Raw genomic sequence first — 23,283 nt, forward strand, 5'->3', positions numbered from 1 at the left:
TTGGTAGGGTATCGGCAAAACCCCCAGTGGAGGTCGCCGTGACGTCCTTTGACCCCAATGCGTTCGTCCTGGCCAATGACCAGGCGACACCCAAGAATATCCTGAAAGCCGCCTACGAGGCCTTCGGCGAACTGACCGTGTCATTCTCCGGCGCCGAGGACGTGGTGCTCGTCGACCTGGCACTCAAGGTCGCGCCCAAGGACAAGGTCAAGGTGTTCAGCCTGGACACCGGGCGTCTGCACGCCGAGACCTACGAGTTCTTCGAACGAGTCCGCAATCACTATGATATCGAGCTCGATATTCGCTTCCCCGATCAGCAGGCAGTGCAGGCGCTGACCAGCGAGAAGGGATTGTTCAGCTTCTATCAGGACGGTCACCACGAGTGCTGCGGCATCCGCAAGGTCGCGCCGCTGCGCCAGCGCCTGGCAGGCCTGCCGGTGTGGGTCACCGGCCAGCGTCGGGACCAGAGCCCGGGCACCCGTTCGAAGCTGCAGATCGCCGAGCGCGACACCGCCTTCGGCAGTGACGATCAACCGCTCTACAAGATCAACCCGCTGACCCACTGGACCAGCGAAGACGTGTGGAACTACATTCGCTCCTTCGATGTGCCCTACAACGCCCTGCACGAAAAGGGCTACGTCAGTATCGGCTGCGCGCCCTGCACCCGCCCCATTCTGCCGGGCCAGCATGAACGTGAGGGTCGCTGGTGGTGGGAAGACCAGGGTGGCAAGGAATGCGGGCTGCATGCCCTCAACCTGCCTCAGGCGGCCACCAGTTGACGTTCTGAGGTACCTGGCTGCACAGCCTCACAAGATCGCAAAGGCCCCGGACTCGCTTGAGTCCGGGGCCTTTCGGTTCATGACGACGCCGTTCATGGCGAAGTCAGTGAAGCTCGCCAGGCGCCACCTCGCCGCGGTCAGCGCACCGGCAGGCTGATCTTGTCGAACAGCGCGTGTTCATGGCGCGGTCCCGCTGCCAGGGCAGCGTCGACCAGATCACGGTCCAGATGGTCGGCAAACTGCTGCAGGAAGTCATACATGTAGCCGCGCATGAAGGTGCCGCGGCGGATACCGATCTTGGTCGTGGAGCTCTCGAACAGATGGCTGGCGTCCAGCGCTACCAGATCCTCATCGAGCACCTCGTCCACCGCCATGTGCGCCACGATGCCGACCCCCAGCCCCAGACGCACGTAGGTCTTGATCACATCGGCGTCGGCGGCGGTCAACACCACATTGGGAGAGAGTCCACGGGCACGGAAGGCGTCGTCGAGCTGCGAGCGTCCGGTGAAACCGAACACGTAGGTCACCAGCGGGTGCTTGGCCAGTTCGTCGAGTCCCAGACGCTCGACCTCGGCCAGGGGGTGATCCCGCGGCACCAGGATGCAGCGGTTCCAGCGATAACACGGCAGCAACACCAGGTCGTTGAACAGTTCCAGCGACTCGGTGGCGATGGCGAAGTCGGCCTGTCCCTCGCTGACCATCTGAGCGATCTGCTTGGGCGTCCCCTGCTGCATATGCAGAGCGACATCCGGGTAGCGCTGGGTAAAGTTCTGGATCACCGGCGGCAGGCAGTAGCGCGCCTGGGTATGGGTGGTGGCGATGGACAGGCTGCCCCGCCGCTCGTCGCTATGTTCCTGGGCCACATCCTTGATGTTGGCAGTCAGCCTGAGCACCTGGCCTGCCAGCTCGATGATCGCCTTCCCTGCGGGTGTCACGCGAGTCAGGTGCTTGCCGCTGCGCGCGAAGATCTCCACGCCAAGCTCGTCTTCCAGCAGACGAATCTGCTTGGATATGCCTGGCTGAGAGGTAAAAAGACTCTGAGCGGTAGCCGACACATTCAGGTTGTGGCGGGAAACCTCCCAGATATAGCGCAGCTGCTGTAATTTCATGGCCGGGGCTTACCTCGTCCGAAGTCGACGGATTGGCACGGTGGTCGCGGAAGCGGACTAGACTGGAGCCATCGCGTTGGCGGCGTGACAGCGTCCTTGCCCGGGTTCAAGCACTGGACCTCGGACATGACAACATGCCAAAGCGCCATAAAAAACCACCTTTGTGATTACTTTATAGCATAATGAGATGAGATGCAGCGATTCGTAAGCTGACTAAGAAACTATCGACCCAATATTTGCCAGCGTATGGGCCGACCGCTACCATCGTCCCACCGGACATGGCAGACATGTCCCACATTCCGCTCGATGAAGCGCAACGTAGATGGAGAAACACATGGCTAACAATGTCGATGTCACCAATGCCAACTTCGAGCAGGAAGTTCTGCAGGCCGACTCCCCGGTATTGCTGAAGTTCTGGGCTCCCTGGTGTGGCCCCTGCAAGGTCATGGCACCGGTGGTCGATGAAGTCGCCGAGGAGCGTGACGGCGCCCTCAAGGTCGTCAGCATCAACGTCGATGATGCCCCGGAAATCGCCGCCGAGCAGGGCGTGCGTGGCGTCCCCACCGTGATGCTGTTCAAGTCAGGTGCCAAGGTGGCATCCCTGGTAGGTGCCCAGTCGAAGTCCCAGCTGACCCAGTTCATCGACCAGAACGCCTGATACAGCGCTGTCGACCTCTGCCGTCACCAGACGGGACGTCCAGCCAGGGGCCAAGGCCCCTGAAACATGGCCCGGGATCCTCCTTCAGGATCCCGGGCCATGTCGTTATTGCCCCGAGCGTTATCGCTGAAGCCACGGGCTTGGGCAATGGCAGTGCCCACCCTCGCCAGTGGATGCCATCGTGCGAGGCTCGAGGCAGCGCCGGCATCAGTCCCGCAGCACGTAGCGCAGGATCTCTACCACCTGGTCGGTGGTCGTGGCCCAGGCCTGGGCATCCGCATCGACCTCCTTGAGCGGATGTACGATGTCCTCGCCGTGCAGCGTCACATAGGGCTTGCCGAGAGCCGAGCAGTAGCCGGCGTCGAAGGCCGCGTTCCACTGCTTGTACTTGTCACCGAAGCGCACCACCACCAGATCGCTCTGCTCGATCAGGGTCCGGGTCCGGATGGCGTTGACCCTGGAAGACTGGTGATCCCGCCAGAAGCCACTTTCCGGCACGCCCAGCATGTCTCCGGCGGCGTCGCTGGCATCATGGTCGGTCACCGCCTGGGTGAACACCACGTCGAGCCCGGCGTCTCTGGCTCCCTGCTTGATCTCTTCACGCCAGTCGGTATGGATCTCACCGGACAGATAGACGGTAAAACTCATGGCCTCATTTCCTTTTTCTCGGTCTTGCATGAATCATTGTCGGAGTGCCAGGACGCCGCCACCGGCCGTCACCCGAAAGAGGGACCAGGACATTCGGACTTCATCCTGGCCTTCGGAGCTGATAATTTGCCTATGGGCGGTCCAAGGAACCTGGCCCTCGTGGCTTCTTGCGTGGCGCTCACCATCATACCCGCGCCTCCTGTACTGACAAACCGGTTGCCCGGCGCAGTGACGGCGTGGCGGTATCGACTCGAGCACCACCAGTCCGTCTGACTTCATTCGACAAGGATCTTCGATGCACCCGCAGGACTCCCCTTCCAACCGGCCAACGCCTGTCAGCGCGGACACCCGGGAAGCCAATCGACGCCAGGACCATTTCGGCTCTCGCGAGGCGATCTGGCTGTTCGGCTACGGCTCGCTGATCTGGAAGGCGGACTTCGCCTATCGCGCACGTCGTCCAGCGCTGATCGAAGGCTACGCCCGCCGGTTCTGGCAGGGCTCCCACGATCATCGCGGCACTCCTGAGGCTCCTGGTCGCGTCGCGACGCTGATCCACCAGCCGGGCTCGCGGTGCCTGGGCATGGCCTACCTGATCGGGCCGGAGGTGTTGGCCCCCCTGGACCTGCGTGAAAAGAACGGCTATCTGCGTGAGCGTGTCACGCTGCATTTTCTGGACAACGATCTCGCCGACAACGATCAGCCTGATGTCGATGACCCACTCGACGATGACGGCCTGACCACCGCCAGGACCGCCGAGGGGCTGGTCTACATCGCCGGTGATGCCAACCCGGCCTATCTCGGTGATGCCTCCGATGACAGCATTGCCGAGCAGATCGCCCACGCCCATGGCCCCAGCGGCCCCAACAGCGACTACCTGCTGCACCTGGCAGACGCCCTGCATGCCATGGGAGGCGAAGACGACCACGTCTTCGGCCTGGCGACCGCCCTGCGCCGTCGAATGCGCCAGGCGGCGACTCACCCGGCTACCACCGACTGAGCGCCGCCCTTCCCCTCGGCAATGCCGGCCACGCCTGGCTCTCGGATCGAGCCGGCGACCCCGCCGGCGACACCTTGTGCCGGACGACCTCCGGCCATCTGTCTGTTACCCGCTGGAGATCCCGGATGAGTGTGACCCTTGAAGACATTCGACGTGCCGCCGATGCGACCGTCGGCCATATCGCCCGTACTCCCTTTCTGCATTCCGCCACGCTGTCGCGGCTGGCCGGTTGCGAGTTGTACATCAAGTTCGAGAACCACCAGTTCACCGCCGCCTTCAAGGAACGCGGCGCCCTCAACCACCTGCTGTCCCTGTCCGAAGACGAGCGCCAGCGGGGGGTCATCGCCATGTCGGCCGGCAACCACGCCCAGGCGGTGGCCTACCACGCCTCAAGGCTCGGCATCCGGGCGGTCATCGTGATGCCGCGCCATACCCCCAATCTCAAGGTCAGCAATACCCGGGCCCTTGGCGCCGAAGTGCACCTGGTCGGTGAGGGGGTGGACGAGGCCGGAGACTACGCGGCTCGCCTGGCCGAGGAGCACGGCTATGTGTTCGTCCACCCCTACGACGACGAGCGCGTGATTGCCGGCCAGGGCACCATCGCGCTGGAGATGCTCGAAGACGTGGCGGATCTGGATGCGCTGGTCATCCCCATCGGCGGCGGAGGCCTGATCGGCGGCAACGCCGTGGCCGCCAAGGGACTCAATCCCGACATCGAGATCATCGGGGTGCAGACCGCCCGCTTTCCCGCCATGCAGCAGGCGCTGGCGGGGGAAAAGATCCACTGCAGCCTCGCTACCATTGCCGAGGGGATCGCGGTCAAGCAGCCCGGGAAGATCACGCGAGAACTGGTGCGCGAGCACGTCAGTGACATCCTGCTGGTCGACGAGGCCACCATCGAGCGGGCGATACTGATGTTCCTGGAGATCGAGAAGACGGTCGCGGAAGGCGCCGGTGCGGCGGGGCTCGCTGCCGTATTGAGCCAGCCGGAGCGCTTCCGCGGTCGCAAGGTGGGGCTGGTCCTGTGCGGCGGCAATATCGACATGCAGGCGCTGTCGTCGGTGATCCAGCGCGGCCTGGTGCGCTCTGGTCGCATCGTGCGCGTTCGCGTGGGCATCTCCGACGTACCCGGCTCGCTGTCGGAGTTGACCCAACTGCTCGCTGAGCAGCGTGCCAACGTCATCAGCATCACCCACCAGCGTACCTTCACCGACCTGTCGCTGCGCGCCACCGAGGTTGAAGCCACCCTGGAGACGCTGGGCAGCGAACATACCCGAGAGGTCATCGAGGCCCTGCGCCACGAGGGCTACGATCCGGTGATGCCGGCCAATGAGGTGCATCCGGACGAACGTTGGGCCAGCGGCGTGGCTCCCGGCGACGTCTAGGCCCCGCCAGCGGCGGGACGTCACCTCATCGAAGGGTCCCGCCCAGGGCCGCTTTCAGGTCTGCAAAAGCCCCGCCGATCGCAGAGCCTGGCCGGTCGCCGGGCCCAGCCGGGCGAGTATCTCGAGCTGTGTCTCGAGTTCCGCCTGCTGGCCGTCGTTTGCCATGCGCTCCACTCGGGCGGCCTGCGCCTCCAGGGCCTGGCAGCCCAGCGAAGCAGAGACGCCCTTGACATCATGAGCAATCTGACCAAGTGCCTGGTGGTCGCCGACCGACAGCGCCTCTCGCATCTGCTCGAGCCGCTCCGGGAATCGCTGCAGATAGTTGGCCACCATGCGACTCAGGCCCTGGGGCGACATCACCTGACGCAGCTCCTCTACCGTGTCTCCGGCGAGCAGCGTCTCGTCGATCCGGGGCCGATCCTCGAGCATCGGGGCAACGACGGCGGGTGCCGCTTCGACAGTACCGCCGAAGGTCTCGCTATCCAGGTCGCGGTCCGGACCACTCGCTCTGCCATCGCAACCCCTGCCATCGCCCCCCCTGCCGGGATTGTCGCCACCCGATGGACTCGCGTCAGCGGAACTCGGTGCCGCGCGCGCCCGGCCATACTGGCTCAGCGCAGCAGACAGCTCCTTGCGCGAGAACGGCTTGCCGATGACGTCATCCATTCCCGCATCGAGACAGGCGCGATGATGCTCGGGCATGACGTTGGCGGTCACCGCGATCACCGGCAAACGCTGGACCCGCTGGCCCTGTTCGCGTAGAGCCTCTTCGTGCTGGCGCCAGCGACGCGTGGTCTCCAGCCCGTCCATCACCGGCATCTGCATGTCCATCAAGACCAGATCAAAACGTCGTTGGCCCAGGGCCTCCAACGCCTGCTCGCCATTGCCCACCAGTTCGCAGGTCTGTCCCAGTCTGGTCAGCATGGCGGCCACCAGCTCGCGATTGAGGGCATTGTCCTCGACCACCAGCACGTGCTGGCTTTCCAGCGGCTCCTGCTGCCCGGTGCTGGCAGCACCCTCTTCCACACCCGCCACCACCGGCAAGGGAAGATCGAACCAGAATCGGCTGCCGGACTCCGGCTGGCTTTCCACCTTGAGCTCTCCGCCCATGGCCGCGACCAGCTGCGAGCATATCGCCAACCCCAGGCCGGCACCCTCATGGCGGCGTGACAGGGCGGTATCGGTCTGGGCAAAGGGCTCGAAGATGCGCTGCTGGTCCTGCTGGGCGATACCGCAGCCGGTATCGTAGACCATGAAGGTCAGCCGGCCGTCCCCATTGTCGGAGACCCGGAGCATCACAAAGCCACTTTCGGTGAACTTGAAGGCGTTGTTGAGCAGATTCATCAGCACCTGGCGCAGCCGATGCACGTCGCCATCGACCCAGGTGGGCAAGGCGGGAGCGGCACGCATCAGGAACTGCACCCCGCTGCGGCTCTGGGTCTGATAGCCGGTCGCGAGTTGCTCCAGCATTCTCGACAGGTGGAAGGGTTGACGTTCGACCGCCAGGTGCCCTGCCTCGATACGGGTGTAGTCGAGCACGTCATTGATCACCGAACGCAGCCCAGCGGCGCTGTCACGCAGCCCTTCTATCTGGCGGCGTCCCTGATCACTCAAGGGTTCGTCGTGCAGCAGCTCGGCCATGCCCAGCACGCCGTTGAGTGGCGTACGGATTTCATGGCTCATGATGGCCATGAAGTCGGACTTCGCGCGATTGGCCACTTCCATGCGCTGATAGGCCTCGCGCAGGGTTTCGGACTGGGATTCGAGCAAATGGGTCTTGTGACGATGCTGACGCGCCTCCTTCACCAGCGCACGAATCAGCACGCCACCGGCGATCAGCGACAGCAGGATCGAGATCAGCACCGCGATGTACAATCGCCCGAGCACGCCCATGTCCGCGCTGCGCTCTTCCGCGGCGATTCGACCATGATGCAGCATCAATTGCCGACTCAGTTCCTGCGCTTCGCCGAGACGCTCTATCAGTTCGCGTCGCAGTGCAGCGTCATAGGCAACGTCTCCATCGGCCACCGCAATGAAGTGTCGATCCAGCCGTTGCATGCCACGATCCAGCTCGTCGATCAGCTCACGACCGGTCGCGTAGCGATCCAGGAAGTTGCTCGTCTGGCCCTCCAGCAGCACCATGAAGCGCCCGTACAGCAGTTCGAAATCCAAAAGGGTCTCGTCCAGCCGGCTATCGCCGCGCTCCCAGATGGCCAGCCGCAGATCGCGCAGCGAGCGATCGTACTGATACAGGGTCCAGGTGACGGTGTCGACGTCTCGGTGGTAGATCGCCTTGTTGCGGTCATAGATCAGCCCTCCTGTCACCATCACGGCGACAATGAAGACGACGGCGGCGATCGCAGGAATCCTGATGCGCAGACGATGGGCCATGAGAACTCAGTTGACGTCGATGCGGGCGACCTGCCAGACAGATCGACTGAAGTAGATATTGGTCTTGAGTTCCGGCTGGTCGTCGAAAGGATAGACCACGAACAAGGGGCCCTTGTCGCGGATTCTCATGCGCTCTCCATCGCGGCGCATGGCGAGGATCACGCCATGTTCGTGGGCGTCGCTCACCGGCATCAGCGTCTCGTAGTCCTTGATGGCGGCCACCCTGAGCTCGTCGCCCTCGGCCTCCACCGCCGCCAGTACATCGCTGAGCAGCGGCCCCTCGAAGCGAGACTGACCATCGATCCAGGGATTGCCGGTCACCACGACATGCTGGGGCAGCGCCTCGAGCATGGCGCGGTCGAAGTGGGCTTCATCACTCACATTGGTCACGGAGATGCGCCCACCCACCTCGAGGATCACCCTGCCACCGGGGGCGTCCAGCGCAAGAGCCTGTCCGACCATTCCCCATAGCATCACCAACGCGATGGTTCGCCATCCCATGACGCCTCTCCCATTGAAAATCGGCATTCTCGACGAATTTTTGCCGTACCAGCGACATGCTACTGCCAGTTCAACGGCCAGGGAAGGCATTCACGCTCAGGATTCAGCGAAAGCTGTCGAGCACTCCGGTGGTTCGCCAGGCAAGACCGGTGCGGGTGCCGATGTCCTCCAGTTCCTTGATCAGCGGCACCAGCGGCTCGTGACGGCCCATCTCACCGTGCTCGATGATTGCCTCCACCACCGCGACCACTGCCGTGCACCCCAGGGTGGTTGACGCATGACGAAGCTCCCTGGCCTCACCGACCAGCATGTCGAAGTCCCTTTCTTCGTGGGCCGTGTAGAGCCTCGCGATGCGAGCAGGAAAGCGGGCCAGGTAGCCGCGTACCATGCGCTCCAGAGCATCCGCCGAGACCATCGAGCGCAACTCTTGAAGCGTCGTTCGTGACAGCAGGTCGGCACTGGCGACTCTTTCTTCCGTCGCCGTCTGGCTGGGCGCGGAGGCCCCTTCGTGGGCGGATGTACTCGGAGGCGTCCAGAAGTTTTCGTCGGGGTCGAGGGAGGGATAGACCCGAGAGGGAAAGCGACCAAGCACCTGGCCTAGATCCTGACGCGTGAAAGGCTTGCCGATCAGGTCATCCATCCCCGCCTCGCGGCTGGCCCGGCGATGTTCCGGCAGAACGTTGGCCGTCACCGCGATGATCGGCAGCCGAGCATCGTCGTCGCCATCACCACGGTGGATCGCCGCTTCCCGCTCGCGCCAGCGCCGGGTCGTCTCCAGACCATCCATGACCGGCATCTGCAGATCCATCAGCACCAGATCGAAGTCACGCTGTGACAGCGCCTGCAGCGCTTGCTCGCCGTTGGACACGACTTCGCAGGACTGGCCCAGGCGGGCCAGCATACTGGCCACCAGCTCCCTGTTGAGAAGGTTGTCGTCCACCACCAGCACATGGTGCGGCGCCAGCGGCGCCGGGGCAGACGCCACCTCGACCTTCTCCTCTTTCTGATCGCTGGCCGGCAAGGGAAGTTCGAACCAGAATCTGGAACCGCTGCCCAACTGGCTGTCCACCTTGAGGTCGCCCCCCATGGCGCGCACCAGGCTACGTGCGATGGGCAGGCCAAGCCCGGCACCGTCATGACGCCTGGCCATCACCGGATCGGATTGTTCGAAGGGCTCAAAGATGCGCTCGACATCCTGCTGAGATATCCCGCACCCGGTGTCGTAGACGACGAAGGCAATGCGCTGATCCTGGGCACAGGAAACCCTCAACATCACGAACCCCTGGCGGGTGAACTTGAAGGCGTTGTTCAACAGGTTCTGCAGTACCTGGCGCAGTCGATGCTGATCTCCTTCCACGCAAGCGGGCAGGTCCGGGGCCAGGCGCATCAGAAACTGCACATCGCCCAGGCGTTGCGAACGATAGCCCAGGGTGGTCTGGTCGAGCATATGGCGCAGCGCAAACAGTTCGCGCTCGACCTCGATCCGGCCGGTCTCCAGCCGCGTATAGTCGAGCACATCGTTGATCACCGAGCGCAGTCCCGTCGCGCTGGCCTCCAGGCCTTCGATATGACGCTTGCCCTGATCGCTCAGGGATTCGTCGCGCAGCAGATCGGTCATGCCCATGACGCCACTGAGCGGTGTGCGCATCTCGTGACTCATGATCGCCATGAAATCGGACTTGGCGCGACTGGCGTTCTCGGCACGCTCCACCGCTTCCTTCAGTGCTCGCGACTGGGCCTGCAGCAACTCCGCCTTGAGGGTGTGGGCACGCCCCTCACGCATCAGCGCCAGCACCAGCACGGTACCGGTCACCATGATAAGCACGATGCAGGCCAGTACGACACCATACAGACGCAGCATCGACTGGGTATCTTGGGTGCGCAACTCGGCCACACTGGCCTTGTGTTGCAACAGCATGTCGCGACTGACGTTCTGCAACTGCCCCAGGGTCTGCTTGAGTGCATCCCTGTCGTCGTCGAGCAGGCGCCCCCCCTGCTCCAGAGGCTCGACTCGCCCCCCCAGATCGTCGATCAATTGCTCCGCGCGCCGATACAGTTCCTGGGAGGCACTGGTCTGACGCAGAAAGTCCCGAGTCTGCCCCTGACGCAACAAGTCGCTTCGTCCGTGCAGAATCTCGTAGTCGAGGACCAGGCTATCGATATCATCCGCGCTGACCTCGGCGGCCTGAATGCGCATTTCGCGCACCATGCGATCGAACTGGTAGAGGTTCCAGGTGACGGTATCGAGGATGCGATGCTGCAATTCCTGCTGCCGATCGAAGGTCAGGCCTCCCGCCACCAGTGCCGCCACAAAAAACAGCACCGTTGCGGTGGCCGCCACCCTCGAGCGATACGGCAGTTTCAGCATAATCTGACCTCGGCCACCGGCGGCTCAGTGGACATCGATGGACTCCACCTGCCAGACGGACCGCGTCAGGTAGACAGCGTTGTAGATTTCAGGGTGCTGATCAAAGGGATAAATCACAAACAGGGGCCCTTGATTGCGCACTTCCAGGCGCTCGCCATCGCGCCACATCGCCAGCACAAGGTTGAAGGTCGAGGCATCCTGCACCGGAACCGACGCCACAAAATCGTTCAATGCGGAAACACGCAGCTCGGTACCGCGCGCCTGGACCGCATCGAGTAGCCCCTCGAGCAGAGGCCCCTGATAGACAGAGGCACCGTCAAACCAGGGGAGATGGGTCGTGATCGTGCCCTGGGGTAGCGCCTCGAGCATGTCGCGGTCGAACCAGGCCTGATCACCGACATTGGTGACCCCGATGTCACCGGACACCTTCAACAAAGGCGTGCCCGAGGGCGGTTCGAGCGCCATCGACAGGGGCGACGCCAGTGTCAGCCCCAGGACCATGAGTCGCCAGCAATATCTCACATCTCCCCCTATGGCCTCCTGCTTGGGCGTGGAAGCAATCTTCGCTTATATGCTGAATCAGCTACCGATGATGTGAAAAGAGTAAAGCAAAAGACACAAACCGTCACGTTTAGAAACCTGAAGCGCCTCTCTACTACCCTTCCATGGTGAAAGACGACCCTCGGGAGACACCAGTCGACACGGACGCGTCTACCCACCAGGCAACAATGGCGTGCTGTTTTCGCAACGTCATGGACGTTTCATGGCCTTGTCATGACCACGCCCTGAACGGTGTGTTCCGTCCTATAAAACCACGTCTCAAACCCCTGTTTCGACCTGCCCTCCCACCAAGTGGTCTCCTACGCGTGCCGAAGCACATATCCTTGCTGGCTTGCCAGCCGGCCATACCAGGATAAGACCGCTTCGGGCCCTTGCCCACGCTACCAGATCACAGCACGCATCCTCGCGAACTTGCCAGCCGGCCATACAAGGGCAAGTGCGCTTCAGGTACTTGCGCACGCTACCAGATCACAGCACGCATCCTCGCTAGCCTGCCGGCCGGCCATACAAGGACAAGTGCGCTTCAGGTACTTGCGCACGCTACCAGATCACAGCACGCATCCTCGCTAGCCTGCCAGCCGTCCATACAAGGGCGAGGCCGCTTCAGGCCCTTGCCCACGCTACCAGCGCCAACGGCTGCGGGCCACGGCGTCGTGGGCGTGCAGGCTCTCGGCATGGATCACCTTCTGTTCGAAGCCATCGATCCCCGGGATGGTCATCAGGCAACCATGCACACGACGTGCGGCGTCCTCGCAGAACATCAGGTTCTGCCCGTTGGCCAATGCAAAGGCCTGTTCGTCGGGACGCTTGACCGCGGTCTGCAGCGCCGTGCCCAGGCTCTGCTCCACCCTGTCGATGACTTCGACCATGGGGACGTCCTCGACCTCGAGGCCCAGCCTTAGCGCCATGATCACCTGGCTGCGCTGGCTATGAGGCGTCGCCACGATCCCCGACTCTTGCCCCAGCCAACGGTGCACCTCATCACGCGCCGGATGAGGCTCTGCGGCAAAGTCACGGTTGAACTGTTGCTGGATCAATTGACGCGCCAGCGCCGCGGAACAGGGGCAAGTGGAGGAATAGCCCACCTCAAGACGCAGGATTGCCGACCGCTGGCCACCTCGCTGCTCGACTTCAAGGTGAAAGGGATAGGCCTTCCAGCCAGCCAGGTCGCTGACCAACGCCGGACGCTTCAACAGCAAACGTCCCTCGAGAGACAGACTGGCAGACCGGGAGAGACCCTCGTGACTGTCGAGAAAGCGTGCCAGGCAGGCGTCCAGTCGAGGCAACGTCAGCGCTTCTTCGGTCAGGTCGTCAAGCGCCAGGTACAACCTCGACATATGAATCCCGCGGGCCTCCGGGGCGTCAAGACTGACCCCTGCGTTCACCCTGGCTTCGATCCGCTGTCCCGCCAGTTCGACGGGAAGCGCGATGCCCTCCATGCCGACCCAGTCCAGGGCGACGCCCTGGCTCACCTGCTGCACGGCCACATCCGACAGCCTTTGTGGGTCGTCGATGGGCTCCCTCCCCCGGGTGTCTGTGTCGACCGTATCGCTGCCTGTGTCGTTGACGGCCTGGCTGGCCTCGATCTGTGCGTCATTCATCCTTTCACCGCCGGTTCAGTCTGATAAAAAAACTACGTTATAACATAACATTAACAACGACTGCATTCAGACCTCCTGCCCTAGCGTCAGCAGGCAGCAGCGCGACCTGGCACCCGTTCACAGCGTAGCGAGCCACACCATTGCCGGCTCGCACCTCGTATCAGCCCAGCACCTCGTATCAGCCCAGCGCCGGCGCTTCGGCCAGCTCTGCCGCCAACCAGTCGGCCAGATCATTTGCCAGCGGATGGCGCGCCCCCCGAGGCCCGGCTGCCAGTTCCAGCACCAGGCAAGCGTCGGTGGCGACAAAGCCCCAAGGCGCCACCAGGCGCCCTGCGCGCACGTCCTCTTCCACCAGGTAGTCCGGCGCAATGCCGACCCCAAGCCCCACCAGGGTCGCCTCCAGCAGGTAGTTGAGGTGCTCGAAGCCCTGGCCCATCGTCAGCCGCTCCGGCGCGATCCCCTGGCGGCGACTCCAGTCGCCCCAGGCGGAGGGACGTGAACGGGTATGCAACAGCGCTTGGCCGAGCAGTACCCGCGGGTCGGGCGGGCTTGCTGTAGCCGCGCCGGACCGATGCAGCTCAAGCTCACGACTGAGCACGGGACCGATGCGCTCCTGCCCGAGGATACGGGTGACCTCGCCCGGCGGCTCCCCTTCCGGCAAGCGCTGAAAGCGCAGCACACCATCGACCCCGGATAGCGTGGCGGCACCTTCCTCACCGGCGGTCAGATGCAACTCCAACTGCGGCAGAGCCTGCTTCAAGCGGGCCAGTCGAGGAATGAACCAGCGCGCCAGGAAGGAGCCTGGGCAGCTCAGCACGAAGGGCGACTGGACGCTGGTGCGAGCGACCTCGGCGCAGACCCGTGCCAGGGCGCCAAGATGGAATCCGGCGGCGTCGGCCAGCTCACGGCCGGCATCGGTCAGTCTCAACCCCCGCCCTTCCTTCTCGACCAGGGCAACCCCCAACTGGTCCTCGAGCAGCTTGATCTGACGACTGACCGCACCATGGGTCAGGTGCAGCGAGGCCGCCGCCCGCGACACGCTACCGTGGCGCCCCAGCGCCTCGAAGGCCCTGAGCGCCCTGAGCGAGGGCAACGGGACGTCCTGGTTGTGCGATGTCATGGCGAGCGTCTCTCCCGGCTTGGCATGGGGTGTCTTGTATTGTCTGGGCTGGGCTGGGCTGGGCTGGGCCTGGTGTGCCCCGGCGCCCAGAGGTCAGCTGACTGGTGCCACCGCGTGCCGTGCGTGCGGACTTCCGGGGCACGGCTCACGGCCTAGTTCGGGACCACAGTGAAGGGCCAAGTGGTCTTGCAGCTCCTCAACTGGTGAGATTTTCTCACACATCCTGGCCGTTATTTCGATTTTTTCCGGCCTTATGCAGCGCTACGCTGCTGACCATGCCATTCGGGGCGCAGATCGCGCCTGGTCAGCCTTGGAGCCCGTCATGAACCAGCAACGCCCAACTCCCAGCCTCCGTCACGGACCCGACCCTCGTGGTTTCTTCGGTGACTTCGGCGGTCGTTTCGTGGCCGAGACCCTGATGCCGCTGATTCTGGATCTCGAGCAGGAATACGACGCCGCACGCCAGGACCCGAGCTTCGCTGACGAGCTGGCCTCGCTGTCGGCCGACTACGTCGGACGCCAGAGTCCGCTGTACTTCGCCGAGCGCCTGACCGAGCATCTGGGCGGCGCGCGCATCTATCTCAAGCGCGAAGACCTGATGCACACCGGCGCCCACAAGATCAACAACGCCCTCGGCCAGATCCTGCTCGCCCGTCGCATGGGCAAGCGTCGCATCATCGCCGAGACCGGCGCGGGCATGCACGGTGTGGCCACCGCCACCGTCGCCGCGCGTTTCGGCATGGACTGCGTCATCTACATGGGCAGCACCGATATCCATCGCCAGCAGCCCAACGTCCAGCGCATGCAACTGCTGGGCGCCAAGGTGATTCCGGTCACCGCCGGCGACGGAACCCTCAAGGACGCCATGAACGAGGCGCTGAGAGACTGGGTCACCAACGTCGACTCCACCTTCTATATCATCGGCACCGTGGCCGGCCCCCACCCCTACCCAGCGCTGGTGCGCGACTTCCAGTCGGTGATCGGGCGAGAGGTGCGCGACCAGATCACCGCCAAGGAAGGACGCCTGCCGGACTCGCTGGTCGCCTGTATCGGCGGCGGCTCCAACGCCATGGGCCTGTTTCACCCCTTCCTCGACGACCCTGAAGTGGCGCTGGTCGGCGTCGAGGCGGCCGGCGAAGGCCTCCACACCCCACGCCATGCGGCCAGCCTCAAGGGTGGACGTTCCGGCGTGCTGCACGGCAACCGTACCTTTCTGCTGCAGGACGACGAAGGCCAGATCAGCGACGCCCACTCCATCTCCGCCGGCCTCGACTACCCCGGCATCGGACCCGAACACGCCTGGCTGCATGCCATCGAGCGCGCCGAGTACGTGGCGGCCACCGATCGTGAGGCGCTGGACGCCTTCACCCTGCTGTGTCGCAAGGAAGGCATCATCCCGGCGCTGGAGTCTTCCCACGCCCTGGCCGAGGTGATCAAGCGCGCCCCGCGACTGCCGGCGGATCATCTGATGGTGGTCAACCTGAGCGGCCGCGGCGACAAGGACATGGCCACCGCCACCGAATGTCTTGCCGATGAACTGGGCCTGGGAAAGCCCGACCAGCAGGACTGACACCCCGGATTCCAGGAGAGAGACCATGACCACGACCACTACCGCCGAGGGGCGCCTCGCACGTCGCTTCGCCGAGACTCGCCAGCAGGGACGCGCCGCCCTGGTGACCTACATCGCCGCCGGTGATCCCGACTATGACACCAGCCTCGCGACTCTCAAGGGCCTGGGCGAGGCCGGCGCCGATGTGATCGAACTCGGCATGCCGTTCACCGACCCCATGGCCGACGGCACCGCCATCCAGCATGCGACCCGCCGGGCGCTGGATGCCGGCCAGACCATGGACAAGACCCTCGAGATGGTCCGCCAACTGCGTCGGACCGATCAACAGACACCGGTCGTGCTGATGGGCTACTACAACCCCATCTACGCCCGTGGCGTGACACGCTTTCTCGATCAGGCCAAGGCTGCCGGCGTCGACGGTCTCATCGTGGTCGACCTGCCGCCGGAACATGACGACGAGCTGTGCCTGCCTGCCAATCAAGCCGGGCTCAACTTCATTCGTCTGGCGACCCCCACCACCGATGCCCGACGCCTGCCGGGGGTGCTCACCAATACCTCGGGCTTTCTCTACTACGTCTCGAGCAACGGGGTCACCGGCGGTGCTGCGCCAAGCGCCGAACGCGTGCAACAGGAGGTAGCCCGCATCCGCGAGCACAGCGATATTCCCATCGCCGTCGGTTTCGGTATTCGCACCGCCGCCCAGGCCAGAGAGATCGGCGCCTTCGCCGACGGCGTGGTGGTAGGTTCGGCGCTGATCGATGCCCAGGCCAGCGGCGACACTCCCGCCGAAGGTACCCAAGCCGTGCTCGAATTGACGCGCGAGCTGGCCCAGGCGCTGACCGGCGCCCGCTAAGCCCTGGCAAAGAACCCCGGTGAAGAACCCCGGTAAAGAACCCCTTATCGCGTGATCCCGGTACAAAGGCCCTGTCGGCGTCTGCTCGACAGAAAGACGCCTCGAGGAGACTCACGCCAGGCCTTGCGCCAAGCCACTCCCGGGAAGCCTCTCTTCCCCACGCAAGCCCCGCCGATCAGGCGGGGCTTGCTGCCACCGGGCCGAACATCTCCCCGACCCAGTCAATATTTTCAGCGGACACCTGGAATGCAGCCACACCATCTATGCAACTGCTGATCCATGCCAGATTCTTACTGCTGATATCATGCTTAAGTCGAACCGTTGGGTGTGGCCGACGGTGATAGAATCGCCCTCCTTCCGGCCACAAGCCGACGCCCATCCGTCCTGACGCGACGGTCGATGCACACTCCACGCTTCGAGACCAGAGCCATGTCCACCTCCTTGAGCGCCCCCTTCAAGGCGCTGAATCGTCTGGGGCTGATCCCTCAGATCGTGATCGGTATCCTCTGCGGTATCTCCGTCGCCACCCTGTCCCCCGAGCTCGCCGCCTCGGTATCGCTGCTCGGCCAGGTATTCATTTCGGCCTTGAAGGCGGTCGCCCCGGTGCTGGTCTTCGTGCTGGTGATGGCCGCCATCGCCGGCCATCAGCGCGGCCAGCCGACCCAGATCCACAGCGTACTGGTGCTGTATCTGATCGGCACCCTGGTGGCGGCGCTGGTGGCAGTAGTGGCCAGTTTCGCCCTCCCCACCGAACTGACCCTGAATACCGCTCAGGCCAGCGGCAATCCGCCAGGCGGCGTGGTAGAGATCCTGCGCAACCTGCTATTGAGCGCCGTGGCCAACCCGGTCAGCGCATTGATGAACGCCAACTTCATTGCCATTCTGGTGTGGGCCGTCAGCCTCGGCCTGGTGCTGCGCAGCGCCAGTGCCGCTACCAAGGGCATGATCGAGGACCTGTCCCAGGCGGTATCGACCCTGGTGCGCTGGGTCATTCGTCTGGCGCCGCTGGGTATCTTCGGACTGGTCGCCGGCACCCTGGCCGAAGCCGGAATCGGTGCGCTGCTGGAGTACGCCCAACTGCTGTCGGTGATCGTCGGCTGCATGCTGTTCGTCGCCCTGGTGACCAATCCGCTGATCGTCTTCCTGGCCACTCGCCAGAACCCTTATCCGCTGGTCTTCAGCTGCCTGCGCGGCAGCGCCATCACCGCCTTCTTCACCCGCTCAAGCGCAGCCAACATCCCGGTCAACCTGGAGCTGTGCAAGCGTCTGAAGCTGGACGAGGACACCTACTCCATCTCGATTCCGCTCGGCGCTACCATCAACATGTCCGGTGCCGCCATCACCATCAGCGTCATGACCCTTGCCACCGCCCATACCCTGGGCATCAGCGTGGACTTCGTCACCGCCCTGCTGCTGTGCGTGGTCTCCGCCCTGGCCGCCTGCGGCGTCTCCGGTGTGGCCGGTGGCTCGCTGCTGCTGATTCCCATGGCCGCCAGCCTGTTCGGCATTTCCGCCGACGTGGCGATGCAGGTGGTTGCCATCGGCTTCGTCATCAGCGTGGTCCAGGACTCCACCGAGACCGCCCTCAACTCTTCCACCGATGTGCTGTTCACCGCCGCCGCCAGCCGCAGGGGCGAACTGAGCGACTGACGCCCAGAGGCGCTGCCGCGCTTGCTCATCTCCTGAAACAACAGCTCTTCTGAAACAACAGCGAGGCCCCTCTCACCAAAGGGTGAAAGGGGCTCGCTGTGTTGTTCGAGCGGGCGACGTCGCCACGTCAGCCAGCGATGACCTCCGGGTGATACCGCGAGGCGATCGTCACCAGACGCTGCATGGTCTCGCCACTCGGTGGCGCCACCCCTGCCAGCGGATAGTGCTCTCCCAGCTCCTGCCACTTGTACTCGCCAAGTGCGTGATAGGGCAAAAGCTCGATACGCTCGACGTTGTCCATCGTCTCGACGAACTCCCCCAGCAGGTGCATGGATGCCTCGCTGTCGGTAAAGCCAGGCACGATCACCTGACGAATCCAGGTGGGCTTGCCGATCGCCGCCAGATGACGGGCAAAGGCCAGGGGACGGCGTCGGGGGATACCGGTGAGCTCACGGTGCACGCCCTCGTCGAGATGCTTGAGATCCAGCAGCACCAGGTCGGTGGCGGCAAGCAATTCGTCGAGGACCTCATCGTAGTGGCAGACGTAGCCATTGGTGTCGAGGCAGGTGTGCATGCCCTCGGCCTTGGCCGCCTGAAACAGGTCGCGCACAAACGCCGGTTGCAGCAGCGCCTCGCCGCCGGTGCAGGTGATGCCGCCCCCCGACGCCCGCATAAACGGCAGATAGGTTCTGGCTTCGGTGAGTATCTCGTCCACCGTCACCTCACGTCCGCCCTGGCGATCCCAGCTGTCGCGGTTGTGGCAGTACTGACAGCGCATCACGCAGCCCTGTAGAAACACCAGAAAGCGAATGCCTGGGCCATCCACGGCACCACAGCTCTCCAGGTGATGGAGACGGCCAGTGATCATCATCGAGACTCCTCACGAAAAGGGGCTCCGGGAGAGACCCGGAGCCCGGAAGGGGACCGCTGTCGCGGCCCCGGGCGAGACGACTGTCGGCTCAGAGCGTTTCGGTGAAGGTCCGGGAGATCACGTCGCGCTGCTGTTCCGCGGTCAAGGAGTTGAAGCGCACCGCGTAGCCGGACACGCGAATGGTCAACTGAGGATACTTGTCCGGATTGACCACGGCGTCCTCGAGCATCTCGCGGTTGAGCACGTTGACGTTCAAGTGCTGTCCGCCTTCCTGACGCTCGCTGTGGTGGAAGTAACCGTCGAGCAGGCCAGACAGGTTGCTGCGCTGGGCGCCCTCGTCCTTGCCCAGCGCCCTCGGCACGATGGAGAAGGTATACGAGATCCCGTCCTTGGCGTGGGCGTAGGGCAGCTTGCCCACCGACGTCAACGAGGCCACCGCACCCTTGGTGTCACGCCCGTGCATGGGGTTGGCACCCGGTGCGAAGGGCTCACCGGCGCGACGACCATCGGGCGTGGTGCCGGTCTTCTTGCCGTAGACCACGTTGGAGGTGATGGTCAGCACCGACTGGGTCGGCTCGGCGCCACGGTAGGTATTGAGCTTGCGGATCTTGTTCATGAAGGTCTCGACCAGCTCGCAGGCGATATCGTCGACGCGCGGATCGTTGTTGCCGAAGCAGGGGTAGTCACCCTCGATCTCGAAGTCCACCGCCACGCCGTCAGGATCACGCACCGGGCGCACCTTGGCGTACTTGATCGCCGACAGCGAGTCCGCCGCCACCGACAGCCCGGCGATGCCGCAGGCCATGGTGCGCTTGACGTCGAGGTCGTGCAGCGCCATCAGCGCCGCCTCGTAGCTGTACTTGTCGTGCATGTAGTGGATGGCATTGAGGGCGGTCACGTACTGGCGTGCCAGCCAGTCCATCAGGCCATCCATGCGCGCCCACACCTCGTCGAAGTCGAGCACCTCGGTGGCGATCGGCTCACTCCTGGGGCCGACCTGGATCTTCAGCTTCTCGTCGACGCCGCCGTTGATCGTGTAAAGCAGCGTCTTGGCCAGGTTGGCCCGGGCACCGAAGAACTGCATCTGCTTGCCGATCACCATGGGAGACACGCAGCAGGCGATGGCGTAGTCGTCGGAGGCGAAGTCCACGCGCATCAGGTCATCGTTCTCGTACTGGATCGATGAGGTGTCGATGGACACCTTGGCGCAGTAGCGCTTGAAGCCGTCGGGCAGCTGTTCGGACCACAGCACCGTGAGGTTGGGCTCCGGGCTCGGGCCCATGGTGTAGAGGCTGTTGAGGAAACGGAAGCTGGTACGGGTGACCAGGGTGCGTCCGTCCAGTGCCATCCCGCCCAGGCATTCGGTGGCCCAGATCGGGTCGCCGGAGAACAGCTCGTCATACTCAGGGGTGCGCAGGAAGCGCACCATGCGAAGCTTCATGATGAAGTGATCGACCAGCTCCTGGGCGCGGGCTTCGTCGATCACTCCCTGGCGCAGGTCACGCTCCAGGTAGATATCGAGGAAGCTGGAAGTACGTCCCAGTGACATGGCGGCGCCGTTTTGCGACTTCACTGCCGCCAGGTAGCCAAAGTAGGTCCACTGGATGGCCTCCTGGGCGGTGGCAGCCGGGACCGAGACGTCGAAGCCGTACTTGGCGGCCATTTCCTTGAGCTGGCCGAGTGCACGATACTGCTCGGCGACTTCCTCGCGCAGCTGGATCACCGCCTCCAGGTCCTCGCCCTGTTCGAAGCGCTGCTGCAGCGAGGCAAACTGCGCCTGCTTGTCACGCATCAGGAAGTCGACGCCGTAAAGGGCGACCCGGCGGTAATCACCGATGATGCGTCCACGCCCGTAGGCGTCCGGCAGTCCGGTCAGCACCCCTGACTTGCGGCACTTGAGGATGTCCGGGGTGTAGACATCGAACACCCCCTGATTGTGGGTCTTGCGAAATTCGGTGAAGACCTTCTTGACCTGAGGATCGAGTTCACGACCGTAGGCCTGGCATGAGCCCTCCACCATCTTGATGCCGCCGTTGGGCATGATCGCCCGCTTAAGCGGCGCGTCGGTCTGCAGTCCGACGATGGTCTCGAGACGCTGATCGATATAGCCGGCGTCATGAGCGGTGATGGTCGATACCAGCGAGGTGTCGAAGTCCAGCGGTGCATGGGTGGCGTTTTCCTTCTTGACGCCTTCCATCACAGTGTCCCATAGCTCGCGAGTGCTGGCCGCCGGCTCGCTGACCAGGAAACGCTCGTCACCCTCGTAGGTGGTCACGTTGGCCAACAAGAAGTCTCGTACGTCGACGCCCTTCTTCCACTCGCCCCCGGCAAACCCTTCCCACGCTTGCGCGAATTGCTCTTTCATCGACTTGCACCTCAACAGAGTAAATGACAACGCTAGTCCTGCATGCTGAGCGACGGCCATCCCTCGGAGATGGCAGCCGGCCCGCCTGTTCGGTGGCAGCAGCGGTCGCCGCATCGGAGGCGGCGGGTGTGCTGCACGCTTCTCGATCGGCGAAAAAACACCTGCCCTCGAGAGCACAATTCGACCTTAGCAGTAGTCTCGTCGCCCCTACTTGACCCGCATCATGGCGCCACAGGACAGCGATACAGCGCGAGCGAAGCGGCCCAGAAACCTGTACCAGGCCAATTTCGCGCGGCGAGGACGGCCGCCTGCGCTATGCTGACAAGGGCATACGTAGGCCTGAGCCCTGTCCCACCGCCGGGTGCCCGTGATGAACAGCTTTCCCACGCTTCTGGAGTACGGTCTGCCAGGCTTCGCCGTGGTGCTGCTGATCCTCGGCTACCACCTGCTCAACAAGACCCACACCCTGTTGCTCAATGAGCGCTCTGGCGAGACCCGAGAGGGCACCGAGTTGCGCATTCGCTATCTGCAGGAGATCTCCAAGAACGCCAGGCTGTTCATGGCGCTGAGTCTGCTGTTCTTCGTCGGTGGGCTGGCCATGGCGATGATGAAACCCTCGAGCCAGGTCAATCTTTCCATCGCCCCGCCCGAAGGCGTGCTGCCGGTCATCCGTCTGCAGGAGCGGGACATGCCGCTGGATGGCCGGGGCACGGTCGTGCTGAAGGTCCAGGACGACAATGTGCTGCGCATCTTGAACAACGATCTGCACGGCCGGCTGATCGCCATCGAGCAGGAGCGCGACGCCTTGAAGAGCCAACTGGCCGACGTCATCGCTGCAGCGGAGCGAGATTCTCCGCAGGTAGGCTTCTAATGAAGAACACGCAGGGCGCCTTGGCGTCGCGCGCGATGGCGACAGACCTGGCCGGGCCAGCGAAGGGAAAACGACGGCGCCAACCCACATCTACGATAAACGCCCTGCTGATCGTGCTGCTGAGCGTCGGGGTGGCGTGGCCGGTGGTTGCCCAGCAGGCCCCGCTGTCCAGGGCCAAGGCGCTGTTGCAGCAGGGTGACAACCAGGCCGCCCTGCGCGAACTACGTCCTCTGCTCGAAAGTCCTGATCCGCTGGCCCGGATGGAAGGCTTGAACGCCCAGGGCTGGATTCTCTATCGGGAAGGCCGCCACGCTGACGCCTCAGCGCTGTTCGAGCAGGCACTCAAGGCGAGTCAAGGTCATGACGGCTTGCGTGAGGTGCGCCTGAAGACCCTCAACAACGCCGGCATCAACGCCTTTTCCGCCGGTGAGCTCGACAAGGCTCGAAGCTACTTCGAGGCCGCCCTGGCCCTCGGCAGCGACGTGGCCCCGCGCTACCTGACCATCATCGCCCGCCAGGCGCCCATGCAGTCGGCCCAGCAGCAGGTCAGCGCGGGACGTGAAAAGCGCATCGAGCGCGACTTCGAGGGCGCGGTGGCCGACTACACCCGGGCGCTTGCGATCGATCCGAACAACAACGACGCCCTCTCCTATCGTGGCTACGCCTACTACCGATTGGGCCAGTACGACAATGCCCGAGCCGATATCGAGGCGGCCCTGGCGAGTTCTCCCCAGCGGCTGGACGCACTGATCAACCTGCTCAAGGTGAGCTGCGCCAGCGGCGATGACATCGATGCGGTGCTCAAGCGCCGAGGTCACGCCATCCAGCGCCAGCGCGAGGCCATGCTCGACGACAGGGAGCTTCAGCGCCAGTGCCCCGACCTCTTCGCCAGCCTGAAACGCTGAACAACCGCCATCGGCGCGGCAAGAACGACGCCTTGCAGTTGCCTGAACGCAGCGACGCCACCCGAAGGTGGCGTCGTGGT

General features: G+C 63.9%; 19 protein-coding genes. 9 read left to right on the forward strand and 10 right to left on the reverse strand.

All coding sequences use genetic code 11. The annotated features are described in order from the left end of the window. The first annotated feature begins 38 nt into the window (after positions 1–38). Positions 39–779: a phosphoadenylyl-sulfate reductase gene (locus NFG57_RS14465; protein WP_231498732.1), complete on the forward strand. Its 741-nt coding sequence runs from the start codon at positions 39–41 to the stop codon at positions 777–779. A 137-nt stretch (positions 780–916) separates the two neighbouring features. Here NFG57_RS14465 and cysB read toward each other — a convergent pair whose 3' ends face one another. After that, positions 917–1,888, reverse strand: a complete 972-nt coding sequence (gene cysB / locus NFG57_RS14470; RefSeq protein ID WP_348814596.1) for an HTH-type transcriptional regulator CysB — start codon at positions 1,886–1,888, stop codon at positions 917–919. A gap of 334 nt (positions 1,889–2,222) precedes the next feature. Between cysB and trxA the strand changes: the two genes are divergently transcribed. Then, a complete protein-coding gene (gene trxA / locus NFG57_RS14475) occupies positions 2,223–2,546 on the forward strand; it encodes a thioredoxin (protein WP_045993776.1) in 324 nt (107 codons plus the stop codon). 207 nt (positions 2,547–2,753) lie between these two features. Here the strand turns inward: trxA and NFG57_RS14480 are convergent, their stop codons facing one another. Next, positions 2,754–3,194 carry a YtoQ family protein gene (locus tag NFG57_RS14480; RefSeq protein ID WP_045993777.1) on the reverse strand — a complete coding sequence of 147 codons (441 nt, stop codon included), beginning with the start codon at positions 3,192–3,194 and terminating at the stop codon, positions 2,754–2,756. A gap of 295 nt (positions 3,195–3,489) precedes the next feature. Here NFG57_RS14480 and NFG57_RS14485 point away from each other — a divergent pair, with 295 nt between their 5' ends. Then, a complete protein-coding gene (locus NFG57_RS14485) occupies positions 3,490–4,191 on the forward strand; it encodes a gamma-glutamylcyclotransferase (protein ID WP_108133823.1) in 702 nt (233 codons plus the stop codon). A 125-nt stretch (positions 4,192–4,316) separates the two neighbouring features. After that, positions 4,317–5,576: a threonine ammonia-lyase gene (locus NFG57_RS14490; RefSeq protein WP_045993779.1), complete on the forward strand. Its 1,260-nt coding sequence runs from the start codon at positions 4,317–4,319 to the stop codon at positions 5,574–5,576. Between the two features lie 54 nt (positions 5,577–5,630). Here the strand turns inward: NFG57_RS14490 and NFG57_RS14495 are convergent, their stop codons facing one another. From NFG57_RS14495 to NFG57_RS14520, 6 genes are all read right to left on the reverse strand, one after another. Further along, on the reverse strand, positions 5,631–7,967 hold the full coding sequence (locus tag NFG57_RS14495) for an ATP-binding protein (protein ID WP_348814597.1): 2,337 nt from the start codon (positions 7,965–7,967) through the stop codon (positions 5,631–5,633). A gap of 6 nt (positions 7,968–7,973) precedes the next feature. Next, positions 7,974–8,468: a molybdopterin-dependent oxidoreductase gene (locus tag NFG57_RS14500; protein WP_108133826.1), complete on the reverse strand. Its 495-nt coding sequence runs from the start codon at positions 8,466–8,468 to the stop codon at positions 7,974–7,976. A 103-nt stretch (positions 8,469–8,571) separates the two neighbouring features. Further along, entirely contained in the window at positions 8,572–10,836 is a 2,265-nt protein-coding gene (locus NFG57_RS14505; protein ID WP_348814598.1) for an ATP-binding protein, read from the reverse strand. 24 nt (positions 10,837–10,860) lie between these two features. Beyond that, positions 10,861–11,301: an oxidoreductase gene (locus tag NFG57_RS14510; protein ID WP_231498733.1), complete on the reverse strand. Its 441-nt coding sequence runs from the start codon at positions 11,299–11,301 to the stop codon at positions 10,861–10,863. A 716-nt stretch (positions 11,302–12,017) separates the two neighbouring features. Then, positions 12,018–12,998: a GTP cyclohydrolase FolE2 gene (gene folE2, locus NFG57_RS14515; RefSeq protein WP_348814599.1), complete on the reverse strand. Its 981-nt coding sequence runs from the start codon at positions 12,996–12,998 to the stop codon at positions 12,018–12,020. 178 nt (positions 12,999–13,176) lie between these two features. Continuing rightward, positions 13,177–14,118: a LysR family transcriptional regulator gene (locus NFG57_RS14520; protein ID WP_348814600.1), complete on the reverse strand. Its 942-nt coding sequence runs from the start codon at positions 14,116–14,118 to the stop codon at positions 13,177–13,179. 322 nt (positions 14,119–14,440) lie between these two features. Here NFG57_RS14520 and trpB point away from each other — a divergent pair, with 322 nt between their 5' ends. The 3 genes from trpB to sstT all read left to right on the forward strand — a co-directional run bounded on the left by trpB (position 14,441) and on the right by sstT (position 18,191). Next, on the forward strand, positions 14,441–15,688 hold the full coding sequence (gene trpB / locus NFG57_RS14525; RefSeq protein WP_045993784.1) for a tryptophan synthase subunit beta: 1,248 nt from the start codon (positions 14,441–14,443) through the stop codon (positions 15,686–15,688). Positions 15,689–15,713: 25 nt separating this feature from the next. After that, a complete protein-coding gene (trpA, locus tag NFG57_RS14530) occupies positions 15,714–16,541 on the forward strand; it encodes a tryptophan synthase subunit alpha (protein ID WP_045993785.1) in 828 nt (275 codons plus the stop codon). A 429-nt stretch (positions 16,542–16,970) separates the two neighbouring features. After that, positions 16,971–18,191 carry a serine/threonine transporter SstT gene (gene sstT, locus NFG57_RS14535; RefSeq protein ID WP_348814601.1) on the forward strand — a complete coding sequence of 407 codons (1,221 nt, stop codon included), beginning with the start codon at positions 16,971–16,973 and terminating at the stop codon, positions 18,189–18,191. Positions 18,192–18,318: 127 nt separating this feature from the next. On the opposite strand, the gene pflA is transcribed toward sstT, so the two are convergent. Then, positions 18,319–19,062 (reverse strand): pyruvate formate lyase 1-activating protein, encoded by a 744-nt coding sequence (gene pflA, locus NFG57_RS14540; RefSeq protein ID WP_045993787.1) that lies wholly within the window; start codon positions 19,060–19,062, stop codon positions 18,319–18,321. An 88-nt stretch (positions 19,063–19,150) separates the two neighbouring features. Then, the gene (gene pflB, locus NFG57_RS14545; protein WP_348814602.1) at positions 19,151–21,427 is read right to left on the reverse strand and encodes a formate C-acetyltransferase; all 2,277 of its coding nucleotides are present in this window, start codon (positions 21,425–21,427) and stop codon (positions 19,151–19,153) included. Positions 21,428–21,797: 370 nt separating this feature from the next. Between pflB and NFG57_RS14550 the strand changes: the two genes are divergently transcribed. Next, entirely contained in the window at positions 21,798–22,298 is a 501-nt protein-coding gene (locus NFG57_RS14550; RefSeq protein WP_045993789.1) for a hypothetical protein, read from the forward strand. Further along, positions 22,298–23,203 carry a tetratricopeptide repeat protein gene (locus tag NFG57_RS14555; protein WP_348814603.1) on the forward strand — a complete coding sequence of 302 codons (906 nt, stop codon included), beginning with the start codon at positions 22,298–22,300 and terminating at the stop codon, positions 23,201–23,203. The genes NFG57_RS14550 and NFG57_RS14555 overlap by 1 nt, the downstream gene beginning before the upstream one ends. Positions 23,204–23,283: the final 80 nt, after the last annotated feature.

It is taken from the genome of Halomonas sp. H10-59 (assembly GCF_040070555.1).
GTDB lineage: Bacteria > Pseudomonadota > Gammaproteobacteria > Pseudomonadales > Halomonadaceae > Halomonas > Halomonas litopenaei.

Coding starts and splice junctions, on each gene's coding strand:
- cysB (WP_348814596.1), bottom strand. CDS start 1,888: ATGAAATTACAGCAGCTGCGCTATATCTGGGAGGTTTCCCGCCACAAC.
- trxA (WP_045993776.1), top strand. CDS start 2,223: ATGGCTAACAATGTCGATGTCACCAATGCCAACTTCGAGCAGGAAGTT.
- NFG57_RS14480 (WP_045993777.1), bottom strand. CDS start 3,194: ATGAGTTTTACCGTCTATCTGTCCGGTGAGATCCATACCGACTGGCGT.
- NFG57_RS14485 (WP_108133823.1), top strand. CDS start 3,490: ATGCACCCGCAGGACTCCCCTTCCAACCGGCCAACGCCTGTCAGCGCG.
- NFG57_RS14490 (WP_045993779.1), top strand. CDS start 4,317: ATGAGTGTGACCCTTGAAGACATTCGACGTGCCGCCGATGCGACCGTC.
- NFG57_RS14495 (WP_348814597.1), bottom strand. CDS start 7,967: ATGGCCCATCGTCTGCGCATCAGGATTCCTGCGATCGCCGCCGTCGTC.
- NFG57_RS14500 (WP_108133826.1), bottom strand. CDS start 8,468: ATGGGATGGCGAACCATCGCGTTGGTGATGCTATGGGGAATGGTCGGA.
- NFG57_RS14505 (WP_348814598.1), bottom strand. CDS start 10,836: ATGCTGAAACTGCCGTATCGCTCGAGGGTGGCGGCCACCGCAACGGTG.
- NFG57_RS14510 (WP_231498733.1), bottom strand. CDS start 11,301: ATGGCGCTCGAACCGCCCTCGGGCACGCCTTTGTTGAAGGTGTCCGGT.
- folE2 (WP_348814599.1), bottom strand. CDS start 12,998: ATGAATGACGCACAGATCGAGGCCAGCCAGGCCGTCAACGACACAGGC.
- NFG57_RS14520 (WP_348814600.1), bottom strand. CDS start 14,118: ATGACATCGCACAACCAGGACGTCCCGTTGCCCTCGCTCAGGGCGCTC.
- trpB (WP_045993784.1), top strand. CDS start 14,441: ATGAACCAGCAACGCCCAACTCCCAGCCTCCGTCACGGACCCGACCCT.
- trpA (WP_045993785.1), top strand. CDS start 15,714: ATGACCACGACCACTACCGCCGAGGGGCGCCTCGCACGTCGCTTCGCC.
- sstT (WP_348814601.1), top strand. CDS start 16,971: ATGTCCACCTCCTTGAGCGCCCCCTTCAAGGCGCTGAATCGTCTGGGG.
- pflA (WP_045993787.1), bottom strand. CDS start 19,062: ATGATGATCACTGGCCGTCTCCATCACCTGGAGAGCTGTGGTGCCGTG.
- pflB (WP_348814602.1), bottom strand. CDS start 21,427: ATGAAAGAGCAATTCGCGCAAGCGTGGGAAGGGTTTGCCGGGGGCGAG.
- NFG57_RS14550 (WP_045993789.1), top strand. CDS start 21,798: ATGAACAGCTTTCCCACGCTTCTGGAGTACGGTCTGCCAGGCTTCGCC.
- NFG57_RS14555 (WP_348814603.1), top strand. CDS start 22,298: ATGAAGAACACGCAGGGCGCCTTGGCGTCGCGCGCGATGGCGACAGAC.